The sequence below is a fragment of the Hallella sp. genome (genome assembly GCF_037460745.1).
Lineage (GTDB): Bacteria > Bacteroidota > Bacteroidia > Bacteroidales > Bacteroidaceae > Prevotella > Prevotella faecis.
Genome location: NZ_JAXVAE010000105.1, coordinates 1 through 26,136 on the forward strand (window position 1 = coordinate 1; position 26,136 = coordinate 26,136).

General features: G+C 56.3%; 16 protein-coding genes. 7 read left to right on the forward strand and 9 right to left on the reverse strand.

The window, feature by feature from the left end; genetic code table 11:
• From WKK33_RS06655 to WKK33_RS06665, 3 genes are all read left to right on the forward strand, one after another.
• A partial coding sequence (locus tag WKK33_RS06655) for a hypothetical protein (protein ID WP_337933032.1) occupies positions 1-337 on the forward strand: 337 nt, incomplete at its 5' end.
• Positions 338-840: 503 nt separating this feature from the next.
• Complete coding sequence (locus tag WKK33_RS06660) at positions 841-4,128, forward strand: glycoside hydrolase family 2 TIM barrel-domain containing protein (RefSeq protein ID WP_337933033.1); 3,288 nt, start codon at positions 841-843, stop codon at positions 4,126-4,128.
• 158 nt (positions 4,129-4,286) lie between these two features.
• Entirely contained in the window at positions 4,287-5,015 is a 729-nt protein-coding gene (locus WKK33_RS06665; protein WP_337933034.1) for a metallophosphoesterase, read from the forward strand.
• Positions 5,016-5,396: 381 nt separating this feature from the next.
• Here WKK33_RS06665 and WKK33_RS06670 read toward each other — a convergent pair whose 3' ends face one another.
• On the reverse strand, positions 5,397-8,858 hold the full coding sequence (locus WKK33_RS06670) for an SMC family ATPase (protein WP_337933035.1): 3,462 nt from the start codon (positions 8,856-8,858) through the stop codon (positions 5,397-5,399).
• Positions 8,859-8,864: 6 nt separating this feature from the next.
• On the reverse strand, positions 8,865-10,142 hold the full coding sequence (locus WKK33_RS06675; RefSeq protein ID WP_337933037.1) for an exonuclease SbcCD subunit D: 1,278 nt from the start codon (positions 10,140-10,142) through the stop codon (positions 8,865-8,867).
• 532 nt (positions 10,143-10,674) lie between these two features.
• Here WKK33_RS06675 and WKK33_RS06680 point away from each other — a divergent pair.
• From WKK33_RS06680 to WKK33_RS06695, 4 genes are all read left to right on the forward strand, one after another.
• Positions 10,675-11,115, forward strand: coding sequence for a SprT-like domain-containing protein (locus WKK33_RS06680; protein ID WP_337933039.1), 441 nt, complete (start codon positions 10,675-10,677; stop codon positions 11,113-11,115).
• A 319-nt stretch (positions 11,116-11,434) separates the two neighbouring features.
• The gene (locus WKK33_RS06685) at positions 11,435-11,638 is read left to right on the forward strand and encodes a hypothetical protein (protein ID WP_337570275.1); all 204 of its coding nucleotides are present in this window, start codon (positions 11,435-11,437) and stop codon (positions 11,636-11,638) included.
• Between the two features lie 130 nt (positions 11,639-11,768).
• Positions 11,769-15,395 carry an alpha-N-acetylglucosaminidase TIM-barrel domain-containing protein gene (locus WKK33_RS06690; RefSeq protein ID WP_337933040.1) on the forward strand — a complete coding sequence of 1,209 codons (3,627 nt, stop codon included), beginning with the start codon at positions 11,769-11,771 and terminating at the stop codon, positions 15,393-15,395.
• Positions 15,396-15,709: 314 nt separating this feature from the next.
• Entirely contained in the window at positions 15,710-16,762 is a 1,053-nt protein-coding gene (locus WKK33_RS06695; RefSeq protein ID WP_337933041.1) for a hypothetical protein, read from the forward strand.
• A gap of 313 nt (positions 16,763-17,075) precedes the next feature.
• Here the strand turns inward: WKK33_RS06695 and WKK33_RS06700 are convergent, their stop codons facing one another.
• From WKK33_RS06700 to WKK33_RS06730, 7 genes are all read right to left on the reverse strand, one after another.
• A complete protein-coding gene (locus WKK33_RS06700) occupies positions 17,076-17,954 on the reverse strand; it encodes a patatin family protein (protein ID WP_337933042.1) in 879 nt (292 codons plus the stop codon).
• A 643-nt stretch (positions 17,955-18,597) separates the two neighbouring features.
• Positions 18,598-19,953, reverse strand: coding sequence for a sodium:alanine symporter family protein (locus WKK33_RS06705; RefSeq protein WP_337571172.1), 1,356 nt, complete (start codon positions 19,951-19,953; stop codon positions 18,598-18,600).
• 229 nt (positions 19,954-20,182) lie between these two features.
• Entirely contained in the window at positions 20,183-21,607 is a 1,425-nt protein-coding gene (locus tag WKK33_RS06710; RefSeq protein ID WP_337933043.1) for a tetratricopeptide repeat protein, read from the reverse strand.
• Positions 21,604-21,876, reverse strand: a complete 273-nt coding sequence (locus tag WKK33_RS06715; protein WP_337933045.1) for a hypothetical protein — start codon at positions 21,874-21,876, stop codon at positions 21,604-21,606. Before WKK33_RS06715 ends, WKK33_RS06710 begins: the two co-directional genes overlap by 4 nt.
• A gap of 202 nt (positions 21,877-22,078) precedes the next feature.
• On the reverse strand, positions 22,079-23,416 hold the full coding sequence (locus tag WKK33_RS06720) for a DUF4302 domain-containing protein (RefSeq protein WP_337933046.1): 1,338 nt from the start codon (positions 23,414-23,416) through the stop codon (positions 22,079-22,081).
• A 7-nt stretch (positions 23,417-23,423) separates the two neighbouring features.
• Positions 23,424-24,368, reverse strand: a complete 945-nt coding sequence (locus tag WKK33_RS06725) for a putative zinc-binding metallopeptidase (protein ID WP_337933047.1) — start codon at positions 24,366-24,368, stop codon at positions 23,424-23,426.
• A 15-nt stretch (positions 24,369-24,383) separates the two neighbouring features.
• Positions 24,384-26,129: a RagB/SusD family nutrient uptake outer membrane protein gene (locus tag WKK33_RS06730; protein WP_337933049.1), complete on the reverse strand. Its 1,746-nt coding sequence runs from the start codon at positions 26,127-26,129 to the stop codon at positions 24,384-24,386.
• Positions 26,130-26,136 lie beyond the last annotated feature (7 nt).

The following is a 26,136-nucleotide window of genomic DNA, read 5'->3' on the forward strand; positions in this document are numbered from 1 at the left end:
AGAGCTATTAGATGTGATGCGCACTTCAAATCACTCCAAATGTCGGATGAGCCAAAAAACGGCCGCAAACAGCGCATTTTGGAAACGAATGGCTCCACATTGCGGCCTCTCGCCACGACACGGCGGGCCGAATGGACCGACGCATGGCATGCAAGTCATGTCTTTCGATGAGCGGTCGGTCGTGCGTTTCGCTTGGCTATTGTATGGTTTTTTGGTCAAAAAGTTGTATCGGGATTTTGGGCGAAATAGCGCGCGCCATCGCCGTTTTTGCGATCTCGGAGCGACAAAAACCCGACATCCGTTTGCCATTGGGCATCTTTCGGGTTGCGATAGCTAAGCTTTCGAGGCGCGAAAGGTAAGAGATCGAGGTGCGAAAGGCCATGTATCGAGGTGCGAAAGATGGCTTTTCGCAGCGTGGAATGTGGGATGTGGGGTGTTAAACGAAGCGTTCAAATCGTAAAGGGTTAAACGTTAGGCGGTTACAAAATCGCGCGAGAATCGCGTATTTGGAGGCGAGTTACGGCTCGGCGGAAAAAACTGTGTAGATTGGGGTGTAGTTTGTGAAGATGTTTTCCATGCTGCCGATAAGTCGAAACGTAGTGTTTTCGTTCCGTCGTTCCCCTGACACGTCCATCCCCCGAGCGGCCTGTTTTTGTTCCTTTGTTCTGACAAAAGTGCACAATTATGAAAAACAATCGACATCGAAACACAATTTCGCCACCCGTTCTTCGTTATATAGAAGGTAAAGTAGCACTTTGTACCTCCTAATAACCCGCGTCAGGGACGCATAACCTAACATTTTCAATTGCAGAAATGAGTAATTAACCATACAACCATACAATGAAACAGAAACATCTAATTTGGGCAGCTGCGGCCGCGCTGGCCTTCCTTTTCAGCGCATCGGCCATGGCGCAACCACGCCACGCCAAGAAGAAAAAGGTGGTGGAAGCGAAGGCCGACGTATGCCCCTTTACCGACAAATGGGTAGAAGACGAGACCAAGTTTGAGGACCGAAAGCAAAAGGCCCACGCCACGTTTGTGCCCTATGCCTCTACGGCCTCAATGCAGCAGGACGACTACTACAAGCGCCCTTGGCTCACGCCCAAGCGCGCCAACTACTTGTTGCTCAACGGAAAATGGAAGTTCCGCTACACAGCCGACTGGAAGCAGGGCAAGCCCGAGAAAGACGATTTCTGGGCCGACAACGCCGATGTTTCTTCTTGGAAAGAGCTCCAGGTGCCCCTCAACTGGGAGATGGCCGGATACGATGTGCCCGTATACAACAACGTGGGCTATCCCTTCGAGAACAAGCCCCCTTTCATCACAGCGTTCAACGACAATTTCGACAAGAACCCCGTGGGCTCCTATCGCCGCAACTTCAACCTGCCTGAGGGCTGGGACGAGGGCAAGCGCGTGTTTCTCCACTTCGACGGTGCCTGCAGCGCCATCGTGGTGTGGGTGAACGGCAAGTATGCCGGCTACTCGCAGGGTGCCAACACCGACGCCGAATTCGATGTGACCCACCTCGTGCGCAAGGGCGCCAACAACGTGTCGGTGCGCGTTTACCGCTGGTGCGACGGTTCTTACCTCGAGGGTCAGGACATGTGGCACCTCGGAGGCATCCACCGCGACGTGTATCTCGTGGCCACGCCCAAGACCTTCGTGGCCGACCATTACATCACGTCGGCCCTCAACGCCGACTATGCGTCGGGCAGCCTCAAGGTGAACCTCACCCTCGACAACGCAGCCAAGGAACGCTCTGAGAAGACGCTCGAGATAGAGCTCCTCGACCCCCAGGGCAAGCAGGTGGCCAAGCAGGAGGCGCAGGTGGCCATGACCGCCAACGACTCGCAGAAGCAAATAAGCCTCACCCTCGACAACCTCACCGGCCTGAAGGCTTGGTCTACCGAGCAGCCCAACCTCTATACCGTTGTTGTGCGCCAGAAGGCTGCCGGCAAGGAGGAGATGGTGTTCTCCACCAAGTATGGTTTCAGGGATGTGGCCATCAAGGGCAAACTGGTGTACGTCAACGGCAAGCGCGTATTCTTCAAGGGTGTCAACACACAGGACATCCACCCGCTCTATGGCCACGCCATCGACGTGGAGACCATGCTTCGCGACGTGGTGCTGATGAAGCAGGCCAACATAAACACCGTTCGCACCAGCCACTATCCTCGTCAGGCTAAGATGTATGCCATGTTCGACTATTACGGACTCTACTGCATGAACGAGGCCGATGTGGAATGCCACAACAACCATTCGCTCTCCAACAACCCCACCTGGCGCAACGCTTACGTAGACCGCACGGAGCGCATGGTGCTGAGAGACCGCAACCACCCCAGCGTGGTGTTCTGGTCGCTCGGCAACGAGTCGGGCGGCGGCGACAATTTCCAGGCCACCTACGACAAAGTGAAGGAACTGCTCCCCGGCCGCGACGCGTGGGTCCACTATGAGGGCTATAAGCACGGCGCCAAATACTCCGACTTCGGTTCCGACATGTATCCGAGAATCGAGGTGGTGAAGAAGCAGATGGACGGCCTCAACAACAAGCCCTACTTCATCTGCGAGTATGCCCACGCCATGGGTCAAGCGGTGGGTAACCTGCAAGAATACTGGGACCTCATCGAGACGAGCACAGGCATCACCGGAGGCTGCATCTGGGACTGGGTGGACCAGGGCATCTACGACACGCGCCGCATTCGCGAGGGCCTTCCGCTGAAGGATCCCAAGACGGGGCTCCACTATTACACCTCGGGCTACGACTACACCAAGATGAACCACGGCTACAGAGGCTTCCAGGGCGACTTCATGAGCAACGGCATCATCACCCCGGGACGTGAGTGGACCGCCAAGCTCACCGAGGTGAAGTATGTTTACAGAGACGCCAACTTCGAGTCGTTCGCCAACCACACGCTCACCCTGAAGAACAAGCGTGCGTTCACCAACCTGGCCGACATCTACGACCTCAGCTACGAGGTGCTCCGCAATGGCGTTTCGGTGGAGAAGAGCCAGGTGGCCATCCCATCGGTGCTGCCCGGCAACACCTGCCAAATCAACATTCCCTACACCACCACTGTGGACGGGGAGGCCGAGTATGTCATTACCTTCAGCCTCGTTCTGAAGAAGGCCACATCGTGGGCCAAGCAGGGCTACACCATGGCCCAGCAGCAGTTTAAGCTCTCGGCCGACAACGCCGCGGGCGCATCGGTTGCCGACCCCACCTTCGTGCAGAAAGGCCACGGCCAGCTGCCCACCATCCAGGAGAAGGGCAAGCTCAAGGTGAAGGGCAACACCATCACCGGCAACGATTTCTGCATTGCCTTCGCCGAGGATGGAACCATCGCCCAGTGGACCTATCGCAACACGCAACTCGTGCAGCCCAACGCCGGACCCGACTTCAACGGCTTCCGACGCATAGCCAACGACAACATCAACCTCGGCGCCACAGGTGGTGTGGCCGAGAACGAGAACAAGGAGGAGGGTGCCCTCACCGGCAAGAAGACATTGGTGAGCGCGCCTAAGAAGCAGGGCAAGAACGTGGTGGTTGAAACGGCCGTTTCCAACGGCACCGACACCCATCAGATTGCTTACACCATCTATCCCAACGGAACGGTTGACATGAAGGTCACCACCAACAACTCGTCGGCCGAAACCCGACGTATCGGCATCACCATGCAGTTTGCGCCCGGTTTCGAGAACGTTGAGTATTATGCCAAGGGTCCGTGGAGCAACTACATCGACCGCCAGCGCGGATCGCTCCTCGGCCGCTACACCACCACCGTGGATGGCATGTTCGAAGAGCAGAGTGCGCCCCAGACCATGGGCGACCGCCAGGGCTTGCGCCAGCTCACTCTCAGCAACGACGGCACCCAGTTGCAGATTGCCACCGAGGGCATGGTGGCCTTCTCGCTGTCACATTTCGACGACGCCCAGTTCAACTACGACGTGTTCTATGGCGGCAAGCACCCCTACGACCTGGTGCGTTCCCCGCAGGTCTTCGCCCACTTCGACTTCTGGCAGCGAGGCATCGGAAACCGTAGTTGCGGTGGCGACTCGTGCCTGCCCCAATACATGACGCCTACAGGAGCCCACGCGTTTACCTTGCGCTTCACGCCAATGGCCAAATAAATAGGGAAGAACACTATAACCCCAAGGAAGGATGTTACGCATCGCATGTCGTAACATCCTTCCTCTTTTCGTTGCCGCCCCTCGTTTTTACATATAAATAACCGCGAGCAATCGGTAGCATGCGCTATATTAACTACGTTTCTTACATGTTTCAACAGATGAAGAAAGCAGAATGCATTATGTTTCCCGACCTTCACGGACGCGATTTTTGGAAGAAGGCGCTCGCCAACTCCTGCGAGTGGACCGCCAACAGGCTGATATTTCTCGGCGACTATTTCGACCCTTATCCCAGTGAGGGCATTGCGCCGACCGACGCCATCCGCAATTGGTGGGAACTGCAGCTAACGCTCCGTCAGCACCCCAACAAGGAGGTGGTCTTTCTGATGGGAAACCACGATGCGCACTATGTGAGCGCTACCTTCCGACGGTTGGCGCAAGGCAGCCGGTTCAGCGCCAGGTGGCGCGCCACGATAAGCGTGTTGCTCGGCAGCGTCGACTTGCAGATTGCGCACGAAACCCACATCAACGGCAAGCGCATCCTGTTTACCCATGCGGGCCTTACATATCCTTGGTATCTCGCCCACCGCAACATCATTGGCGAGCTCTCGGCCGACAACCTCAATGGGCTCACCAAGCGTGAGGAGGGATGGGAGGCTTTGGCCGACATCAGCGCGTTTCGCAATGGGTACGAAGCCTATGGCAGCGTGCTGTGGGCCGACCGAGGCGAGTTTACCCACGACGCGTTAGAGGGCGTGCCATTCGACCGGCAGATCGTGGGGCACAACCAGTTCTCGGGCAATGAGGCATTGACCCTTGGCACCGTGTCGATCATTGATTGCCATCACCCCTTTGCCTTAACAGCCGACCTCCAACTGGTACGAATCTAATTGTAAGGAATGAATATGACAACAACAATCGACTTATTGAGCGACAAACCGACAAGAAGTTCTTTACCAACCACGCTTCCTTATTCCTAAGGCATGCGAGCAGCATCCTGAAAGACAGCCGCAACTGAAACAGAACAGCATTGACAGCATTGACAACATAGCGTATCAGAAACTCCTTCGCCCGCTTGCGAAGGAGCGCGAGAGGCTCACCACCGAACAGTTTTTCTACGAGAGGAAAGAGACCGATCGCCTGGAGCATGACGGCATTACCAGAGACATAATATACAAGTATATCAAACGCAAACGATAAGCGCATGAGGGCGTGCCCAGTTTTCCCAACTGTAGGCACGCCCTCATTTGCTTATCGTTTGTGTTTGTGAGCTACTCCAAGCCGTTAAGTATCTCCACGCTGCTTCTTCCCTCGCCTCTCTTCTGCACATGGATTTGCACGGGGATGCGCTCCATCAGTTCCTCTCGGTGGGAGATGATGCCCACCCGTCGGTTCGACAGTCCGGCGATCTCTCGCAGCTTCTCGAGTGTGGCCATCACCGAGTCGAGGCTCTTCTCATCGAGCGTGCCAAAGCCCTCGTCGATGAAGAGGATGTTCACGTTCATGTCGGGACGGTTGAGCGACGAAAGCGCCAACGACAACGCCAGCGAGATCATGAAGCGTTCGCCACCCGAGAACACCGTGATGCTTCGCACCTGGTTCTTGTTGTAGCGGTCGAGCACGAGGATCGACAGCTGCTCGTTCTCCTCGCTGCAGGTTAGGGTGTAGCGGTCGGTAATCTGCTTCAGGTAGATGTTGGCGTTGTTGAGCAAGGGCCTGAGGATGTAGGTCTGAACGAGCGTGCGGAAACGCGATCCGCCAAAGATGCGGTTCAGCTTGTCCCATTTGCCGAAGGTCTCCTTGGCTTCCTTCAGCTTGTTTTCCTTTTCCTCCAACCTCAGCGTGTTGGCCTTGTTCTGCGCAAGTTGGTTTTCCACTATTCCACGCTCCGACGCCAAGGTCTGGATGGAAGCGTCGAGCTCGGCTTTGCGTTGCTCCAACGCGTCTTTGGAAGGCATTTCGCCGTTGTTGTCCTCCTTCAGTTTGGCCGTGATCTCTGCCACCCGCCGCCGAGCGGTTCCAAGGGCGTCGTTGGCCGACTTCAGGTCGGCTTGGGTCTTAGTAACCATTTGGCGTAGGGTGGGTATTTCACCCGTTTGGGCAATAAGGCGCAACAGGTGGGCTTCGGTTCGCCCTGTCTGCCGGTAATAGCTGTCGAGCTTGGTGGTGGCCTGACCGATGGTTGCCTCACACTCCTTGAGACGGTCGCTCAGCGATTTCACGGCAGCATGGTTGTCGGCCCATGCCTTGCTGATGTCGGCGCACGCCAACGGCTTGTTCTTTGTGGCCGGCTCCCATCCAGTGATCGCGCCAACCGATTGCTGTAGATTGTGCAGGGTGCCCAACAACTGCGTCGCCTTCTCAATGTCGGCGCGTTGCTTCTTGTCGGCCTCCTGCCGTTGGGCATATTCGTTGGCGTCGGCCGTCAACTGGCGCTTGGCGGCAGCCACATCCTCCGCCCATTGGGGATAGAATGGGGCGAGATCGGCCGATAGCTTGCGGTTCAGCTCATCAATGTCGTTCTTCAAGCCATCGACCGTCGACTTCAGGCGTGCCGTTTCCCTCTCGTTCGCATTGAGCGCCGCCTCCGCTTCGCCCTTGGCTTTCTCGGCCCCCGCTTTCTTCGCATCAAGCGTCTTCTTGTCTGCCAACAGGCGGTTGATTTGGCACTGCAACGATTCGGCTTCTTTCTGCGCGTCCTCCAACTGGGCGATGGTGCGCCTTAACGCATCGGCCGACTGCGCGACCTGCGCACCCAAGGTGTCGTCGACGGTGAGGCTTGCGGTCGCCGCCATGCTTTGGAGCTGCTGCTGGATGGCTTCCAGGTTCTTCTGCTCCCTTGTAAAAGTTTTCTCGCGGGTGTCAAGCTTGCCCTTCAACGTGTCGTGGTCCGACTTCGCCCCATTCCATCTCTGCTGGGCAAGGGCAAGGTGGGCGGCGGCTTCCTTCTCTTTTGCCTGAAGGGGCGAGAGGATGTTTTCAAACTCCTCGTCGACCAGCAGGTGGTCGATGCCCTGGCCACAGAGCGGACAGGTTGAGGCGTGCTCGGCGCGCAGGCGCTTGCGGAGCTCCCTCAACTGTTCGTCCACACCCATCTTCATGGTCGTCAGCAACGCCTTGGCTGCATCAGCCTCTTGGGTGGCTTGGACGTAGGTGGCGTGCGTAGCCTCGACGTTGGCGGCCAGCGTTCCGAGCGCCTTTTGGTCCGAATCGATGGCTGCCTTCAGCTCCATCTGCTTCTCTTGGGCCTCGGCCCTACTCTTAAGGCGCTGCTCCAGCAAGTCTAAGTGGGTCTTGCGTTGATTGGCGTCCTTCAGGTCGGCATTGACCTTGCCTGGCGCGAGCGCCTCTTGCTTCTTCACAAGGCCGTCGATCTCCTGCTGCTTGTTGTCCACGGCCCCTTCGGCCTGCTTGAGCGCTTCCACAGCTTTCGAGAGGTTACCCTCCAGTGCCTTGGCCTTGTTGGCCTGCTCAGCGAGGCGCACCGACTCTTTTTCCAGGCTAATCCACTTGTCTTCCAACTGGTCGACTTGGTCGGCCACCACACCCGCCTTGCCGTAAATGTCCGCGCGGTCTTGACGGTCGGCAAGCCATTGCTTGAGGGTGCGATGGGCGCTCCGCTGCTCATCGAACTGTTCCTTGCGATACACCAAATCGGCCGACAGCGCTTCGAACCGCTCTTTCGCCTCTGCCAATGCCTTCTCTGCCAACCCCTTGTTCTTTTCCGCCAAGAGCTTGTCGGCCAACAGCTTGCGCTCAGCGTCGGTGTCGTCCCAATCGTTTACCCAAGCCACTTGTCGCTTGAAATCGTCGCTCTCCATGACGCGTTCAAGGTCCTCTTTGCGCATCTCTTCCTTTTTTGCGTCATGCTCTTTGTTTTGCAGTTCAACCACGAGCGTAAGCCTTTGAGCGTTCTTGTCGCTCTCGCGCTGCTTGTCGTTTAGCGAGGCGGCATTCTCTTTTAGGGCGCGCTCCAACGCCTCCACCTCGGCGGCGCTGAGGGCGTGCTCCTTCTCCGTGTCAAGCTCCTTCTGGGCGAGGTCACACTGCTGCTTGGCCCTGTCGTAAAGGTTCTTGATGGCCTGGCCGTAGACGGAGAACTTCTCGGTGTTGGTGAGTTGCTCAAGGATGGCCTCGCGCTGCTCCTTGGTTCCCGTGAGGAATGTGTCGAACTGCCCCTGCGCCAACATGGCCATGCGGCCAAACTGCTCGAACGACAATCCGATGGCGTCCAAGAGCGGTTGGCCAGTCTTGGCCTCCACTTTCGTCCACGGCCCTCCATCGACGGTGTAGTCCCATTGGGAAGTTCTGTACTTGATGTGACGGCGGCCCGTGGTCTTGTCGGTGTTGCCCAGCTTCAAGCCCAGCGTTAGGCGGGCATGGTATTCCTTGCCGTCGTTGCCCACGAACACCACCTCGCTGTAGCTCTCGTCCTTGGGCGAGATGCCCAGCCGCGTGTACTGCTCTATGCAGTTCACCCTGATGCTCTCGCCCTCCCCATTGTTAAATTCGTTGTTGGTCTTGTTGGCAACGCCCGAGATGCGGGGCGTGGTCTTATACAACGCCATGGATATGGCGTCGAGGATGACCGATTTGCCCGCACCGGTATCGCCCGATATCAGGAAGATGCCGGCCGGCTCACCCGTCATGGCGTCGTTCAGTCCGTGTTGCAGATCGATGTCTGCCTTTTCGATAGACGCAATGTTTCTGATAGATATACTTTTCAACTCCATAATGCCCTACGCTATGCTTGTGTTCTTGTTTTTTCTCTCAGCCTTGGCCTTCTTGGTGGCCTGCTCCTCCTCGTTCATGCGAACAATTTCGGCCTCTACCTCCTCAAAGGCTTCGCGCACCATGTCGAGGTCGAGATGCTCATATTGGTCCTTGGTCTTCTCAATGAAGTCCATCGGGTTCTGCATCTCTTGCAGCTCAGCCACTTCAAACGTGGGCTTGCCCATGGCGTCGGTGCGCTCCTCGGCCTGCCCCTCCCAAATGATCTTGGGATTATAACGTATCTCGTCGCCATAGGCAAGCAGCTCGTCGTAAACCATCTGATTGAAGTTGGAAGGCAACGCGACGGCATAATCGACCCTCAAGCGGAAATAGCCCGTTGCGTGATCCTTGGCAAACTGCGCCACGCCCGCTATGGCCTCCTCCGCACTGTGGTAGGCGCCTTCGTGAGGGAGCACATGGAAATGGCGTAGCTCATCTATCCGAAGCTGCTTGACGGTCACGGTGCCCTGATGCTTGTCGATATCGACGAGGCTTACCGTATGGGGATAGGCCTCGTCGCAACTAACGTGGAGCGCGCTGCCCGAATATCTCACCACAGGAGCCGGATAACTCACCTCCTCCTTCATGCAATCCTCCTGATGGCCTATGGTCTGCGGCTTATGGATGTGGCCGAGGGCCAGGTAGTCGTAGCCCTCGCCAAACTCAGAGAGCGCCTGCGTCTTGAGCTTTCCGATCTCAAAATCATGCCCCGTTGCGTCGAGGCCAGCCACTGCCGTATGGCCCATCATCACCACCGGCTTGCCTTCGTCATTCTCTTGCGCCACCTTGTCGAGAAGGGCTTGCAACTGTTCGCGCCTTGCGCCAATCATGTGTGGCAAGGCCACAACGTATCCCGTCTTCAGGCGAATGATGAATTTCTCCTCCCATCCTTCCTGCGCCACGATCGACGGGCCCGTGCCTATGATATGCGTGTTGGCGAGCTGCCACACCTCACGTTCCGTTTGTAGGCGCGAAGCCGAATCGTGGTTTCCCGCCGTGATAACCATCGCCATGCTTGGGCATTGGCGGTGCAGCTCCATAAACTGGTTGGCGAAGGCCTCCTTGCTTGTGGCCGATGGTTGCTGAATGTCGAACACGTCGCCGCTAACGAGCAACGCATCGGGCTGGTAGGTTCTGCACCAACGGGCCAGCTGGTTGAAGAAATGGCGGTGCTCGTCGCGCCGCTCATAATTTTGGTAGATTACCTGTCCGAGGTGCAGGTCGGCGATATGCAATATTCTCATATCCGAGTGGGGTTTATGTTAGGTCGAAAGCCGCGGGCACATCCCTTGGCTTTTGCAAATATAGCCATTAAAACGCATTATCCCAAGAAATGGTACGTGTAAAAAGCCTCTATCAGCGAAAAAACGTGGACCGCCCCGTGGCCTTTGTCCGCACAATGTGGTAGCTTTGCAAGCAGAACGCAATACCTATTATCAGCATAGCCTAACGCAACACACACATTAGCACATTTGGCAGAACCCCTCATCGATGGCAACCTCTACATCATTAAGAACGGCGAGAAATACAACATCGCCGGAATAAAATTGAAATAACCGCCGCCCCCCCACAAGGGTCAAGCAATCGTGAAGTCGAAAAAACTAAAGACCATTGTCAACCAGCAGCTTAAGCAAGACCTGTTTCCTCGTCCGGCTGCAAAAAGAGCTTTGTTGATATGAAATACAAAATTATTTATTAACTTTGCATCATCACTTCTAAGGCAAACTTACCTCAGACACACTCAGTGAAACACTACCAAATAAAAAGCGACACATCATGGAAATAACCGAACCGTTATTGAAGGAGCGTTTCAGAGCGCTCAACCAAGAGATCTTCGATGGCCAACTGCGCATGCCTACCAAAATGAGCGTAAGGAAAATGACACTTGCAGCAGGACAAGCGAATTACAATAAAAAGCGTATGAGGACCACCCTAACCATATCGTCATGTTTCGACTTTACGCCGGCGACGCTCGACGAGGTGATGATTCACGAGATGATCCACCTCGCCCACGCCCTTCAAGGCCATAGGATGTCGCACGGATGGCGCTTCAAGGCCGAATGCCGGCGCATCTATAAGGAGCACGGCATTGTGATCCGCGTAAGAGCCAAGCACATTCCGCTCAAAGAACAATACAAGAATATAAAGATCCCTCTCTATGAGAAGGTGATCTATTATCTGCTCACCCCGCTGCGGATCTTCGACCGCATATTGTAAGGCAAGCCATCGCCCCCCTTGCAGATGGCACTTGTCCCATTGCGCACTCAACATTCCCAACAACCCTCCCCAAAATCTACACTGGTTTTGTCGCCGAACCACGACTCGCCTCCAAATACGACATTCTCGCGAGTTTTTGCAAATGACTAATATTCAATCACTTACAATTTAAACACCCCATTTAACGCTCTACACCCCACATTCCACATTGCGAAAAGCCACCTTTCGCACCTCGATACATGGTCTTTCGCACCTCGATAGCTTACCTTCGGCGCCACGAAAGCTTAGCTATCGCAACCCGAAAGATGCCTAACGGCAAATGGAAGTCGGTTTTTTGTCGCTCCGAGGGCGCAAAAACGGCGATGGCGCGCTCTATTTCGCCCAAAATCCCGGCACAACTTTTTCACCAAATATCTTAACATCCATCAGAACCATTGGCCACGCCGATCGCTATGCCCCGACGCACGTCTCGCCGGGCATTCCAGGGACCAATGCAGCAAAAATGTGGCATGACATAAAATAATTTGTGGCAACCACCCTCGCGTAATCCTATTTTTGTTAACTTTGCAGAAGCTTTCAGAACCGGGCAGCGCCAACGTCGCCCCACCCCACCTGGCGCCTACCCACTACGATACTACCCTAATAACCCAAATATGATTTCTAAAACCAAACTATTGCAATTAGTTGTCGCGTTCCTGCTCATCGTTGGCATGGCCAACACGAAGGCGACAGCGCAGATCGTGGAGAACCCACAAGGGGTTTGCGACCTCTTGAACCGTATCGGCGGAGAGGGCACAGCCGAACGCATCGTAACCATCGTAGACCCCACCGTGGGCTCGTCGATACGCGAGGCATTCGTGGTGACCTCGAAAGACGGAAAACCGTGTGTCAAGGGATCCAACCTGTCGGCCCTCACAACCGGCATCAATTGGTACCTAAACCATTACGCCCATGTCAACCTCGCATGGAACAACCTCACCACCAACCTCGCACAGATGGAGCTGCCCGTGCCCACCAAGCAGGAGAAACACTCCACGGCCACGAGCTACCGCTACTATCTCAACTATTGCACCTTCTCTTATTCCATGTCGACCTGGACGTGGGAGCGCTGGCAGCAGGAAATCGACTGGATGGCGCTCCACGGCATCAACATGCCCCTGCAGATCGTGGGTCTCGATGTGGTGTGGAAGAAGCTCCTCACACAAGACCTGGGATATACCGACGACGAGGCCAACCAGTTTATTGCCGGGCCCTGCTTCCAGGCGTGGTGGGGCATGAACAACCTCGAGGGATGGGGCGGCAAGAACCCCGACTGGTGGTATAAGCGACAGGAGGCGCTGGCCAAGAAGATCCTGGCCCGCGAGCGCGAATTGGGCATGCAGCCCGTGCTGCCGGGCTACGCCGGTATGGTGCCAAGCGACATTGCCAAGAAGGGCTATTCGGCCAACAACCAAGGCAACTGGTGTGGTTTTGTGCGGCCATACATCCTCGACCCCAACACACAGGCGTTCGCCGACATTTCCGAGAAATATTACGCGCGCCTCGCTGAGGTGATGGGCACATCGGCCTACTACAGCATGGACCCCTTCCACGAGGGCGCCAACACCAGTGGCATCGACGTGGCATCGGCCTACAAGCGCATCGGCGAGGCCATGTTCAAGGCCAACAGCAAGGCCAAGTGGGTCATACAGTTCTGGCAGTGGAGTGGCGCCCAATACAACGTGCTCTCGCAGGTGGACAAGGGCAAGCTCATCGTGCTCGACCTCTTCAGCGACGCCCACACCCATTTCGCTGAATACAATGGCCACGACGCCGTTTACTGTATGTTGCCCAACTTCGGAGGCCGCACCGGTCTCTTCGGTCGTCTGTCGAAGGTGATGACCGATTTCTACACTCAGAAATCATCCTACGCCAACGTGAAGGGCATTGGCGCCACACCCGAGGCCATCGAGCAGGTGCCCGTGCTCTACGACGCCCTCTTCGAACTGCCTTGGCGCGCATCAACACCCCCTCTCGATACGTGGCTGAAAGACTATGCTTTGGCCCGATATGGCGTTTCCAACGAACAGGCGCTGAAGGCGTGGGGGCAGGTGAGCCAGACGGCGCTCCGATGCGAGACGGCACTGCAAGGCCCTCACGAGGCCGTGTTCTGCGCACGCCCGTCGCTCACCGTCGACCGGGTGTCGAGCTGGGGCGGAACCAGCATCTTCTACAACCCGCAGGGCATGATCGGCGCGGCCCACAACCTGCTCGCAGCCAACCTCACGGGATCCAACTACAGTTACGACCTTACCGACTTCGCTCGCCAGGCGCTCACCGACTATGGCCATGAGCTCCTCGCATCGATCAACGAAGTGGCGACCAGCGCCAGCGACGCCAAGACCTACGCCAACCGACGTGACGCCTACCTGCAACTGATGCTCGACCTCGACCGCTTGCTCTCTACCAACCCAAACTTCATGCTTGGCAGATGGACCACCATGGCGCGCGCCATCGCCGACGAGGCGGAGGGAACCACCGAGGCCGACCGCCAATGGCTCGAGCTCAACAACGCACGCACCCTCATCACCACATGGGGCAACGAAACGGCGAGCGAGGCCGGTGGCTTGCGCGACTACTCGTATCGGGAGTGGGCCGGCATGCTGAAAGATTTCTATTACCCTCGCTGGAAGGCGTTCTTCAGCCATCGCGACAACGGGACGGCCCTCCCCAACTGGTTTGCCAACGACTGGCAATGGGCCCACAACGCATCGCTGAGCTATTCGAACCAGCCCGTGGGCAACACCCGTGAGGTGGCTGCGCAATTGCTCGGCAAATACTTCGCCACGCTCACCAAGGCCGACGCCTCACCTTATTATATCTATCGCCACATGGCCACCGACGCCACGGCGTCGATCGTGTTCACGGCCCTGCGTGGCACCACATTCGCCTTGCCCCTGACCCTCGCCGACGGCGCCAAGGCCACGTTGGCCATCGACATGAACAACGACGGCTCGTTCGCCCCCAACGAAACGGTGGAGGCGCCGACCTTCGACATTCCTGCCAAGGCCCTGTGTGGAAAGATGAAGGCGATGCTCACCCTCGACGACGGCACGCAACTGGCCTTCACCATCGTCGTCAAAGACAACATTACCCAACCGAGAACCGTAACGGTGCAAACGGCCGACGCCAAACAGGGCAGCGTGCAGATCGTGGGGGCCACGGGCCTGTCGGTCACAACCGACAAGGAGGTCACCCTGCGCGCCAAGGCAGCCAGCGGATGCGAGTTTCTCAACTGGACCGACGCCTCGGGACGCGTGGTGAGCACCGACAATCCCTACACCTACTATGGCGCCGCCCCGGAGACCTTCACCGCCCATTTCTTTGCCGACAAATGGGGAACGCCCGCGGAGAACATGGCCGACTACAACGACATGAAATCCTACGGACAATACCTGCGGTCGCTCACCGTGGCGCAAAACGGCGGCGAGGAGAAGAGCATCTACGCCACAACCGACTGTCCGGAGGCGTTGTGCCAAACCACACAGACGGTCAAGGCGCCCCAAGGAAGCCTGTTTAAGCTTCACTGGCTCTCGGCCGGCGGACTCAACTACTGCCGTCTCTCGGCCTACATCGATTGGAACGGCGATGGCAATTTCGATGGCGACAACGAGTTGCTGCAGGTGTATGGCGCGAAGGACAGTCCCGGCAACGACGCGCTGAACAATTACACCCTGACCGTCACTCTGCCCTACGACGTGCCGCTGGGCATCACACGCATCCGCCTGCGCTTCGACAGCTCCTGGGCCCCGGGATGGGACAGCATTACCGACGCCATGCCGGCTAAGAGCGAAACGAAGCGCATGGTGTACGACATACCGCTCTTGGTGACCAACAAGGCCGACGAGCCCTGCACCGTGACGGTGAAGACGGCCAACGCCAAGCAGGGAACGGCCGACGCCAACGGTCAGCCCGACACCTACACCTATGGCGCCGGCGAGGAAATCGTGTTGCGCGCCTATCCTGCCGACGGCTATGCGGTGGACTACTGGACAGACACCTACGGACGCCGTGTGCCGAAAGCATGGGCCGACGCCAACTTCCTCCGTTTCTACGCTCCCGAGAGTGGCACCTACACCGTCCACTTCAAGCAGGCCCAGCCCAACGCCATCGAGGCCGTGGGAATCGACAACGCCCCGTCGGCAACCGTCTGCGACCTCCAAGGCCGCAAGGTCGACAACAAGCGCCACCTTCACTCCGGCGTTTACATCGTGAACAGGCACAAGCAAATTGTGAAATAAAAAGCGCACGCGGCAAGCCTAACCCGTAAGCCGCAGGCACACTCAGAAACAATGGCGGCAATCGCTCCCCCACAGAAGCGATTGCCGCCATTCGTTTGTATTCCCCCATCGCTCCCCATGGCCTTTGGTGGGGTAATGTGGGCGGGCATGAAAAAAAACTTGGGCGTTTTCTTGCAAATATGAAACATAGTGCATATCTTTGCAACTAACAGGTGAATTGAGCGCAATTCCTCCGTTTTTTAACAAATACGGCCTGAATAGTTACAATGTTAAAGATTCTATTAATTATTCACAACTAAAGAGTTACAAGATCTATGACCAGAAGCATTATTTATTCTTTTCTCGTCGCACTCGTTTCGTTTGGATTCATAGCATGCGACAGTGATGATAACGGAAAGCAGACGAAGGTGCCCGAAGGCGCCAAACCACCCACAGAATTCAAACTCGGCGATTGCGAGGATGAAGCCAATGCCAAGGACGCCATCAAACTGGTGGTGAACAACTGGGGCGAACAAGGCGACCAGGAGTTTGCATCCATCGAGCTCTTTGCCGATGGCCATTTCCTCATTACCACGCCCAAGGCGGGCAAGTTGCCGAAGCGCGCAGCAAGCGCCACACGCAGCGCCAACATCTTCAAGCGCCACGGCGACGCTCCGCTCAAGACACGCGCAACCGACATCAACGGCTCGATCGACTTAGAGAACGGCGCCTACATCTACGGTACCTTCACACGTGTGAAGGAAGGTGTGTACAGCCTGAGCAACAACACGATGATCGAGATCAAGGACAATCATGTGTCGGGCAGCACCACCATCATCTACACCAACCGCTATGGCGTGAAGATCGTGGTTGCCGTAACGGTCGATTTCGACTACAAGCCGAAGCCCGCCGTGCGCCAGCTCTGCCGCTCATGGCGTATGGACAGCTCGGAGCTGTGGTTCACCACCGAAGACACCTATATTGCCTACGCTAAGCAATGGCTGAAGCTCGGCCGTGTGATGCAAGAGGTAACCATCACACCCGAGGGCCGCGCCATGGGCTTCGACGAGGACGACGTGGCCGAGGACAAGGACGACTACTGCCTGCGCCTGGTGTTCTCGCCCTGCGGCACCTACCTGTGCTTCTACAAGGATGGCGAAGTGGAAGTGGGATTCTGGGAATGGAAGGACCTGCAGAATGGTGTCATGCGCCTGTGGGAGCCGTTCGATATCGACGATGATGACGACGACGACGATGTGGACGAGTACATGGATGTCACGGTGCGCTTCGACGGCAAGAAGATGCGCATTTACCACGACTTCATGGACGAAGAGAACGACGTGATGTTCCGCGCCTACGGCGTAAGCACATTCAGCGCAAGATATTAACCCCAAGCGCTTCGCACGCCACATAGGCATGCGATGAGAGATAAGGAAGGTGTGCCGGTCCCGCTCCTCATGGTGAGTGGGGGCCGACACACCTTCCTTCGTTTTGACGAGCCAGCAACCTCCCTCATCCGTTCCTCTTCCCAGTCTGAAACGAGCCAGCAACCTCCCTTATCCGTTCCTCCTTCTGCGCTGAAACGAGCGAAGACATTTTTGGCGACATATTTGTCGCCACCGCCTTTACCTCACGCGCACCAAGCCGCTCCCGCCACAAAGCGGGCAGCGCTTCTTACCTAAGGCCGATGGGGTGTTGGGCCTATTCGCCAGCAAGAAACCGCTTGATTTGAGGAAGCAGCGCCGTCGCCTTCGCCACACCGGCCTCATACACCCGCCTCATCTTGTCCTCCTTGAGGCTCAGACGGCCAATGTTGAGCTTCTCGTCGGGGTAAATCAGGAACGTGTCGCCCTTCTGCTCCTCGGTGTACAGGTAGTCCAACTCGCCATTATACATCACATGGCGGTGGGCCATGAGTTGCGCCACCTTGGGATAATCGCCCAGAAACATCTTCATGGCCCATCCCACATGCGCCTGCCGCTTCCTATAGTCAAGGGGTTGCGTCAGCACCACCACGTTGCGCTGGTACCCCATTCGCTGAATAAACTTAAGCGGAATGCAGTCGGTCAATCCGCCGTCGAGGTAATGGCGCCCATCTATCTCCACGGGGCGCGCAAACACCGGCATCGACGCCGAGGCCTGCATCCACCTGAGGCCCTTGCCATCTGCGTCGGTGATCTCGCGATACACGGGTCGCCCCGACACGATGTCGGTGCAAACGGCATAGAACCGCATGGGATTAGTGCGGAACGCCTCGAAATCGAATGGGTCGTACTCGTAAGGCAGCAGGTGGTAGGCGAACCGCTCATTCACAAAGTTGCCCGTCTTTACCAGCGACCGCCAACTCATATAGTCGGCGTTGTCCTTGTATCTCAGGTTGTAGCGCAGCGCCCGTCCCGGCTGGCGCGACTTGTAGTTGCAGCCAAACACCGCACCGGCCGACACGCCCACCATGGCGTCGAACCCAATGCCGTGGCTCATAAACACATCCAGCACGCCATTGGTGAACATCCCTCGCAAGCCACCGCCTTCCAAGACGAGGCCCATGGGCACTTGTCGTAATACATTGTTTTCCATCATGTTGCTTTTTGTTTTGCGCACGCTCCGCCACCAAAGTACTTGGCGGAACTACTCCACCGAGAATGTGTAACAGAGGCTGGTGAGGCCAGCCCTCCGATCATCAGCATGGCTGAGAAACGATAAAACACGAAGCTTGTTCAAATGTTTCATAACGTGAAATAGAATAATTAGAAAAAGACTTAAGTTGTTATGACCGTCTTAGCCATAATGAAATATCAAACCGCATTTGTTTTGTGGTTGCAAAGGTAAGTAAAACAATTGGTTTACTCAATTATTTAGAAGAATAATTTGCGACAAATGTTCAATCGGGAACCTGCCCAGCGGACGGGCTTCCTTGGCACCTGTTCGTTGGGGCAGAACAACGCCCCCCAATAGGCCGTTAGACCGAAATGGGAAGAATTATCCCACATCGGCCATTAGACCGAAATGGGAAGCCAACGAAAAGGAGGTCTCCGAGTGGCCCGTCTGTCACTCGAAGACCTCCCTTGTGTTGATTGCACCTTATTGGATGTTCGTAATTTCCTCTTCCGACAATCCAGACGCTTGCACGATGGTTTCGATAGGCACGCCAAGCGACAGAAGGTTGGCGGCTATCCTTTCCTTCGTTTCTTTCTCGCCTTCGGCGGTGGCCGTCAGTCCTCGCTCATTCCGCCATCTCGCGGTCGAGGCGGTCGCGCCACAGATACTTGCGCGTTTCGTGCACCACCACGCCATTGAGGCAGATGAGCGACAGCAGGTTGGGAATGGCCATGAGGGCGTTCATGCAGTCGGCTATGTTCCACACGATCGCAAGGTTCGCCACGCTGCCCACAAACACCGCCACGATGTAGAGCAGGCGGTAGGCCAGCGTCCAGCGCTTGCCCTTCAGATACTCCATGGCCCGCTCGCCATAATAGCTCCATCCGAGAATGGTGCTGAAAGCAAACGTGAGGAGGCCGAAGCTGAGGATGAATGGGCCCACCACGGGAATCTTGGCAAACGCCACCTTCGTTAGCTCCGCCCCGTTCTGATAGTCGATGTCGGGATAGGCCATGATGCTGCTCACAATGACCAGGCCCGTGAGGGCGCAGATCACCACCGTGTCCCAGAAGGTGCCGGTCGACGACACCAGCGCCTGCCTCACGGGGTTCTTCGTGCGCGCCGCCGCCGCCACGATGGGCGCCGAGCCCAGTCCCGACTCGTTGCTAAACAGGCCGCGCGCTATGCCGTAGCGGGCCGCCATGATCACCGAGCCGCCCGCAAAGCCACCGCCCGCGGCTTCGGGCGAGAAGGCCGACCGCACAATGAGGCGCAGCGCCGGAACCACATAGCTGGCGTTGGCCTGCAATATGTAGACACACCCCAGCACATAGAGCAGCGCCATGAGCGGCACCAGCATGCTACACACCTTCGAGATGCTGCTCACACCACCGATGATCACCGCCGCCGTGAGCAGCGTCAGCACCACGCCACACACCTCCGTGCCGATCCCATACGAGGCGTGCATAATGGTCGATATGGCGTTGGCCTGCACCGTGCAGCCTATGCCGAAGGCGGCCAAGGCGGTGAACGCCGCAAACAGCACGCCCATCTTGCGCCAGCCCAAGCCGCGCTCCAAGGCATACATGGGGCCGCCCTGCATGCGTCCGCCCTCCGACCTCACACGGTATTTTATGGCGAGCAGCGCCTCAGCGTATTTCGTGGAGATGCCAAACACGCCCGTCAGCCAGCACCAGAACACCGCACCCGGACCGCCCAGCGCCACCGCCGTGGCCACACCGATAATGTTGCCCGTGCCGATGGTGGCGGCAAGCGCCGTGGCCAATGCGCCAAACTGCGACACGTCGCCCTGCTGCGACGAGTCGCGCTGAACCGACAGGCGGATGGCGGTGAGCAACTTGCGTTGTGGAAACCGCAGGCGGATGGTGAGAAAAACATGGGTGCCAAGGAGCAGGATGATCATGGGCCAGCCCCAGAGCCACGCGCTCAGCGTGGCGAAGAATGTGGTTGCATTTTCCATGGGCGATATGTGTGTTGTTGTGGCCTTGCGGCTTTCAGAATGATGGTTATGCCATGGGGTGGGTGGCAAAATGCTTTGTAAAACTGCCGCAAAGGTAACAAAATAAAGCCAAACCACCGCAACATGTGGCGAAAAGTTTGTGGTGAGGCAAGCGCGCCCCACCATTCTTCACACCACATCCTACATTATTATTCCACGCTCCACATAGATAATCGCTCCCTGTTCGCTGTTACCAATTATAGCCGTGGAAGCGTAGCATTTGCTGGGCCATTGGGTCGCCGGCGTTGGCGGCTTTGCGCAAGAGCCGGAGACCCTTGGAGGTGTCGGTGGGGCCGCCGCGCCCTTCAAGGAGCACGAGGCCGTAGAGGGCGTCGCCCAGGGTGAAGCCGAAGTAGGCCACACGCTCCAGTAGGCGGCGGGCACGATGCTCGTCGTCGTTCGAGTTGTTGTGTAGCAACAGGTGGGCGAGGTTGCAAGAGGCTTGGGCATAGTTGGCGCCCATGTAGCGTGCGCCTTCTCCTTCCCACTTGCGGTGCTTGATGTAACGCATGTAATAGCTGATGGCCCATCGCTTGTTCTCGCGGCCGTATTGCGCATAATAGTGCATGTGGCCCAACCAGAGGAGCGACTCGTCGCAATGGTCCTCGCTCCGTTTGAACCAATCGTAAGCCTTATCGTAGTTGGGTTTCACCTGGTGGCCCATCACAAGGAACAGGGCCTTCATGTTCATGGCCAAGTGTTGGCCCTCCTCGGCGGCCTTCGAGAAATAGCGATACGCCTGCTGGCCATACCAATTAGGGAAGTGACTGCCCGGAAGATCGGCTATCTCGTAATCGTCGTAGTTTACGTAGCACTCGTTGTAGAGGCAGGCCAGCCATAGGTGCGTGTCGCGCCAATGGGGGGTGAAATGGTCGCTTACGGCCACCACCAACTCGTGGGCCGACCGCAGGTTGTGGTATTCTGTTTCGAATGTCACGTCGTCTTCGTCAATTTCGTCTTCATCTTCGTACTCGTCGTCCTCGTCGATTTCTTCGTCATCTTCGTACTCGTCATCTTCGTCGTCTTCGTCGCAATCCTCATCTTCGTCGTCTTCGTCGCAATCCTCATCTTCGTCGGTTTCGTCGCGGTCGTCTTGGCTCTCCTCATCCTCCAAGTCGTCCTCGTCCTCGCAGTCGTCGGTTTCGTCCTCATCGTCGCCATCGCCATCCTTGTAGCATATCCAGGCAAAGTAGACCAGCATGTCGTCGATGCACGGCGTGGAAGGCCGATTGCGGACCTCATCTATGCAGCAGAAGAGCAATTCGCGGGCCAGCTCATACTCCTCTTCCTCGATGAGCTGATGGAGCATGCCGCCCACATCATATTGCTCCGGCGCGAAGTTGTGTTTCACGCAGAGCGCCATATTGTCGATCCAAAACCTTACCTCGCGGGCGCGCTCGGCATCGGGATCCAGTTCGGTGAGCACATCCGGGTCGGTTTCGTCCTCGAGCTCCATCATCTTGCGTGCCCAGGCGCTCGTCGCTTCGTCGTAGCGGGCGGCGGAGGGTTGGTTGTCCTTGGGGTTGACGGTTGGTTCCGGCAGGGGCTTGTCGTACACCTTGGTGATCTTGTCGGCTTTCGCCTGCTTGCGTTTGAAGAAATCGAATAGGCTCATCGTAGGGTGGTTTGAAGGTGGGTTAATAATGCGGTGGGGTTTATGTTGCAAATGTATATAAAAAAAGGCAGACTAAAGAAATTTTGGATGTTGAATGTGGAGCGGGGAATGATGTTGTTGTTGAATGTGGAAGGCACCATCACGAGCCGAAGTTCCTCGTCCTCATGCGTAATGCCGAAGCATACCTCCCTCGCCTTGGGCGAATAGGCTTCGGCCAGAACGGCAGCGTCGTTGGCCTTTGCCCGCTTTGCGATCTCCTCTGTTTCCATAAATGTGGCTCCCCTTAATAGGATAAGGATAACCCGCAGATGACTGCACGATGCCCTGTTAATAATCATTAACGGCAAACCCCACACACTATTATGGCGAATGCGAAGTGTGTGGGGGTAAAACAACGTAATCCCAAAAATCATCATGACTTTTGGGATTACGTGTTGTGGGTTCTTTGGCCTCATGCCTCAGTTCAAGGCATCAGTCCCAGAAACCGTAGTAATAGCGGAAATCCTTCTTAAACAAGATGCTGTTGTCCGGATTCTGCTCATCGATGAGCCGGAACACCGCAGGCGACAGCTTGGTGCCGTCGGTAGGCACAATCTTGTAGGTTCGCCATTCGCCCTTCGGGGCAATGGCGTCTACGACATACTTGAACCCGAGGTCGTAAATGGTGTAGCCCAAACCCGAGTGTTCGGTGCCCGTATAGCGGAGCTGAATCTTGTCGGCGCCAGCCTTGCGGATGTCGAAGGGGAAATGAATCTCGCCATCTCCATACCACATGTTGACCGTAAGCACAATCTTTCCGTTGCCTGCGGGATTGAACGTAATATTGTTCAACGTGGACGAGGGATACTTACTGCCATCCAAGGCAGCCTTGGCCTTATCCCACTCGCCCCTTGTCCAGGATCCCAGGCAACTGTAGCCAAAGAACTTGTCGTCGTTCTCATCGACATCCTCCGTGTAATAGTCGGCGTAGGGACGTGGAATGATGCGGGCACCCGTGAGCTTGTCGGTATAGCCATCCAGTTCCTCGTTGAGCGCCATTTCCTTGATGATATACCCCTTATACTCGATGTTCTCGATCAGGTAGATGCCTCCCACAAGATTACCATACGAGTACATGTGCTCCACGGCCTTGCCTCCTTCCTCGTCGGGGAAATACAGCAACAGGTTGCCATATCCACTCAGGAACTGGGCCTTCATGGTGTCGCCAGCGCAGACAAACGCACAGTTGTAGGGACTATACGACGCCGTTATCTCATCGCTCCTGTTCTGGTACTCCTGCGCTGGCATCTTCATCTTTATCATCATGAAGGGCAGCTGCTTGGTCTTGCCACGACCGAAGATGGTGTCCTCGTTCGCCGAGAAGCGGTCGAGGCAAAACTCGAAGTCGGCCTGCAGGTCTTGTGCGAAATACTGCGACTGGTCGGCGTAGTAATGGAAGAACTCATTGTAGGTGTCGAACGAGAGCACTATACCATTGTCCATCTTAAACGAATAGGTGCTCTGGATGCTGTCCTTCGTGCTCACATTGGGCATGTTCCTCGTGGAAAGCGAATTGTAGAAGGTGCAATAGTCTTGGTCGAACCTCACGGCGAAAGTGGCCAAGTGGGGATGGCGGCCAAAGGTGGGTTGGTCGGTGTAGAGCGCCCAGCCATATTCGTTGTTGTTGAACACGCGGCGATACTCCGCCATCCATTTGTCCTGGCGTGTGGCCGGCTCATCGGCAAACAGGTCGTCTTCCATCATCTGGCAAGAGCCCAGGAGCCATACGGCCAAGGCGCCCACGGCGCATATAGTGAATAGTTTTTTCATGGCGATTCTATTTAAGGGTTATGTCGTCAAAATCGACGGTTGCGATCAACGCCTCGCGCTTTTGAATGGCGTCGCGCAGGGCATCCATGTCGAGATTCCAGTTTTTCAGGAAGTAGTCCTTCACGATGCGCAACTTGGCCTGTATCTTGTTTTCCCCCGTCGCGCCCGCCCGGTCGAGCAAAGCCTGAAACTCCTCCGTGGTGCTGCAGAGATAGGTGGAGAAGGTCTCGGCAAAGTCTTCGTCGGCGCTATAGGAGGCGTAGGCCGTAACAAAGCCCATGGCCTGCACCTGCGGGTCGTTGGCGTTCTCAAACTCCGAGGTGTACATACCCCCGAGGTAATTGTTGCCCGTGATTTGGTTGAACTCCGTGGAATAGGGCACCTTCTGATGGAAGTTGTGGCCAAACTCGTGGATGATGGTGTGGAAGAAGATGGCGTTGAGCTCCTGACGGTTGCGTAGCACGCTGTCCTTAGGCACCCAGTCCTCATACACCATGTCGCCAAGATGGTTCACATACCAAAGGTTGATCTTGTAGCCGCCCTCCGACGAGCCCAAGGTCATGGAGCTGTTGGTGTTCCAGCCGGGATTGCCAACGAGCTGCACCAACTTGGGGAAATGGTCGTGGATAAACCGTGTGCTTCCCGTCACCTCATCGAAAGCGTCGAAGCAAATAAACTTCAGCAAGCGCGCCATCCTGACAGCGTTCTGGTAGGTGGGCGGCACGAGGATGTAGTCCATGCTTATCTCATTGTCTTCCCAACGATAGCGCAGCTCCACTTTGTAAGGCTTCACATAGTTGGCGTAGAGCCATTTGTCCAAATCGTTTTGTGGCGTTTGGCTGTCCTTGATGACGCTCATGCTGGTGTCCACATCATCGTCGGAGCACGACACGGCGAACGTGGCGGCTGCGGCCAACATCAACATACCGAATATCTTATTGATCATTTTCATACTCTGTTCTCCTAATTATTTATCATTCCTTTTGAACACAAACTCCCATGGCCTTGCACCCCATGCGTTGAACGAGGCCTTCTCGGTGGCCGACGGTTGCGGATTGGGTTTCAAACCTGCTCCCTGCACCTCAAACGGCAGTTGGATGGCCTGTCGGGGATCGCGGTACGACATGCTGTCGGTAAGCGTCAACGAATTCATCGACGTGTTGATTTCGCGGCGATAAATCTTCATGCCATAACGCTTGATGTCGAACCAGCGCATGCCCTCATGCAAGAATTCCAAACGCCGGAGGAGCAAGATGCACTGAACGAGGTTTTCCTTGTCGCTGCCTTCCGGAAGGTCGACCCAGTCGGGATGCAGGTGTTTGCGGGGCAACGGGCGCTCGGGCAAGTAATAGTCGTATTTCTCGGCCCACTTTCTGATGGAGGCCAGGGTTAGCTCGCGGTCGATTTTCTGTTCCGCATAGATGTAGTTCCAGTTATCGTCGTACTTATAGGTGTTGTATTTCACCTTGTCGGCCACAAACGTCTTGGTCCACACGTTGATGTCGGCCAGGGCCTTGTCGTTCTCTCCCAGCAGGGCATACGCCTCTGCTCGGTTGAGCAGGGCCTCCTCTGCCTTGAGCGCCACCACGATGGTGCGATAGTAGCCGGTGTGGTTGGCGCTGTTGTATTCCTCAAAATACACAGGGGTCTTGGGCAGGACAAACACATCTTTGGCCTGACTGTAGAACCAATAGAACTTAAACATCTGCTGCGATTGCGCCGCGGCGTCGTTGTCGGGAGCCCAGGGCGTGGCGAAGAACTGCTCCGCCTTTCCCACATAGCTATTGTTGTTGAAACGTCCGCCCATGTTGGTGTATCCGCTGAAGTAATACTGGTCGGTCGAATAGACCGGCAGCAACAGGAAGTTGGCCCGCTGGCTCGACGAGGTGTACTGTATGGCGCGCGGTTGCATGTTGTCGGTGGGCATGTCCTTCATGGCATCGTAGTCGCGCATCACCTCCTCGGGATTTGCGCCCAGCGCCTTTGTGGCATACTCCACAACCTTCTGCGGTTGCTGATAGAAGAGATAGAAACGCGAGGCGAAGGTGTAGGCGGCCTTGCTGTTGAAGTGATAGCGTGGCACATCGTAGATGGCGTCGCTCATCAGCGACAATCCCTCCAACAGGTCTTTCTCGATCATCTCATAGTCGTGGGCCACGGTTCCGCGGTCATACTTGGGGTCGAGCGTCGTCTCCGGAGCGGTGATGTAGGGCACGCCGAGATCGGTGTCGCTATGCTGCTTGGAGTAATTCATGCAGAACACATTGGTCAGCACGAAGTGGGCGTAGGCGCGGCAGAGCAAGGCTTCGCCCTTGAGCGCCCTGAGCTTCTCCGTGGTAGCGCCACCCATTTTCTCCATGGCAGCCAACGCGTGGTTGGCAGAGGCGATGGCCTTGTAGTAGTCTTGCCAAATCATGGTAGGGTTCTCGTTGTCGCTCTCTGTGACGGGTTGCCAACGATAGCACTGCTCCGAGAAACGGTCGTAGTTGCCGTTGAGGTCACCGTTGAGGTCGTCGGCATTGTCGGAGGCCAGCTCCGTCACTCTCACAAATGTGGCCTGCGGATATGCCGTGGTAAGCAGCGCCTTTACCTTCTCCTCGTTGTCGACCTGGATACGGCTGTCGGGAGTGGTGTCCAGAAAATCGTTGCACGACGATGCGAGAGCCGCCATGGCAACAAGACAGGCGCAAACATAATGATATGTTGTTTTCATGATTGTT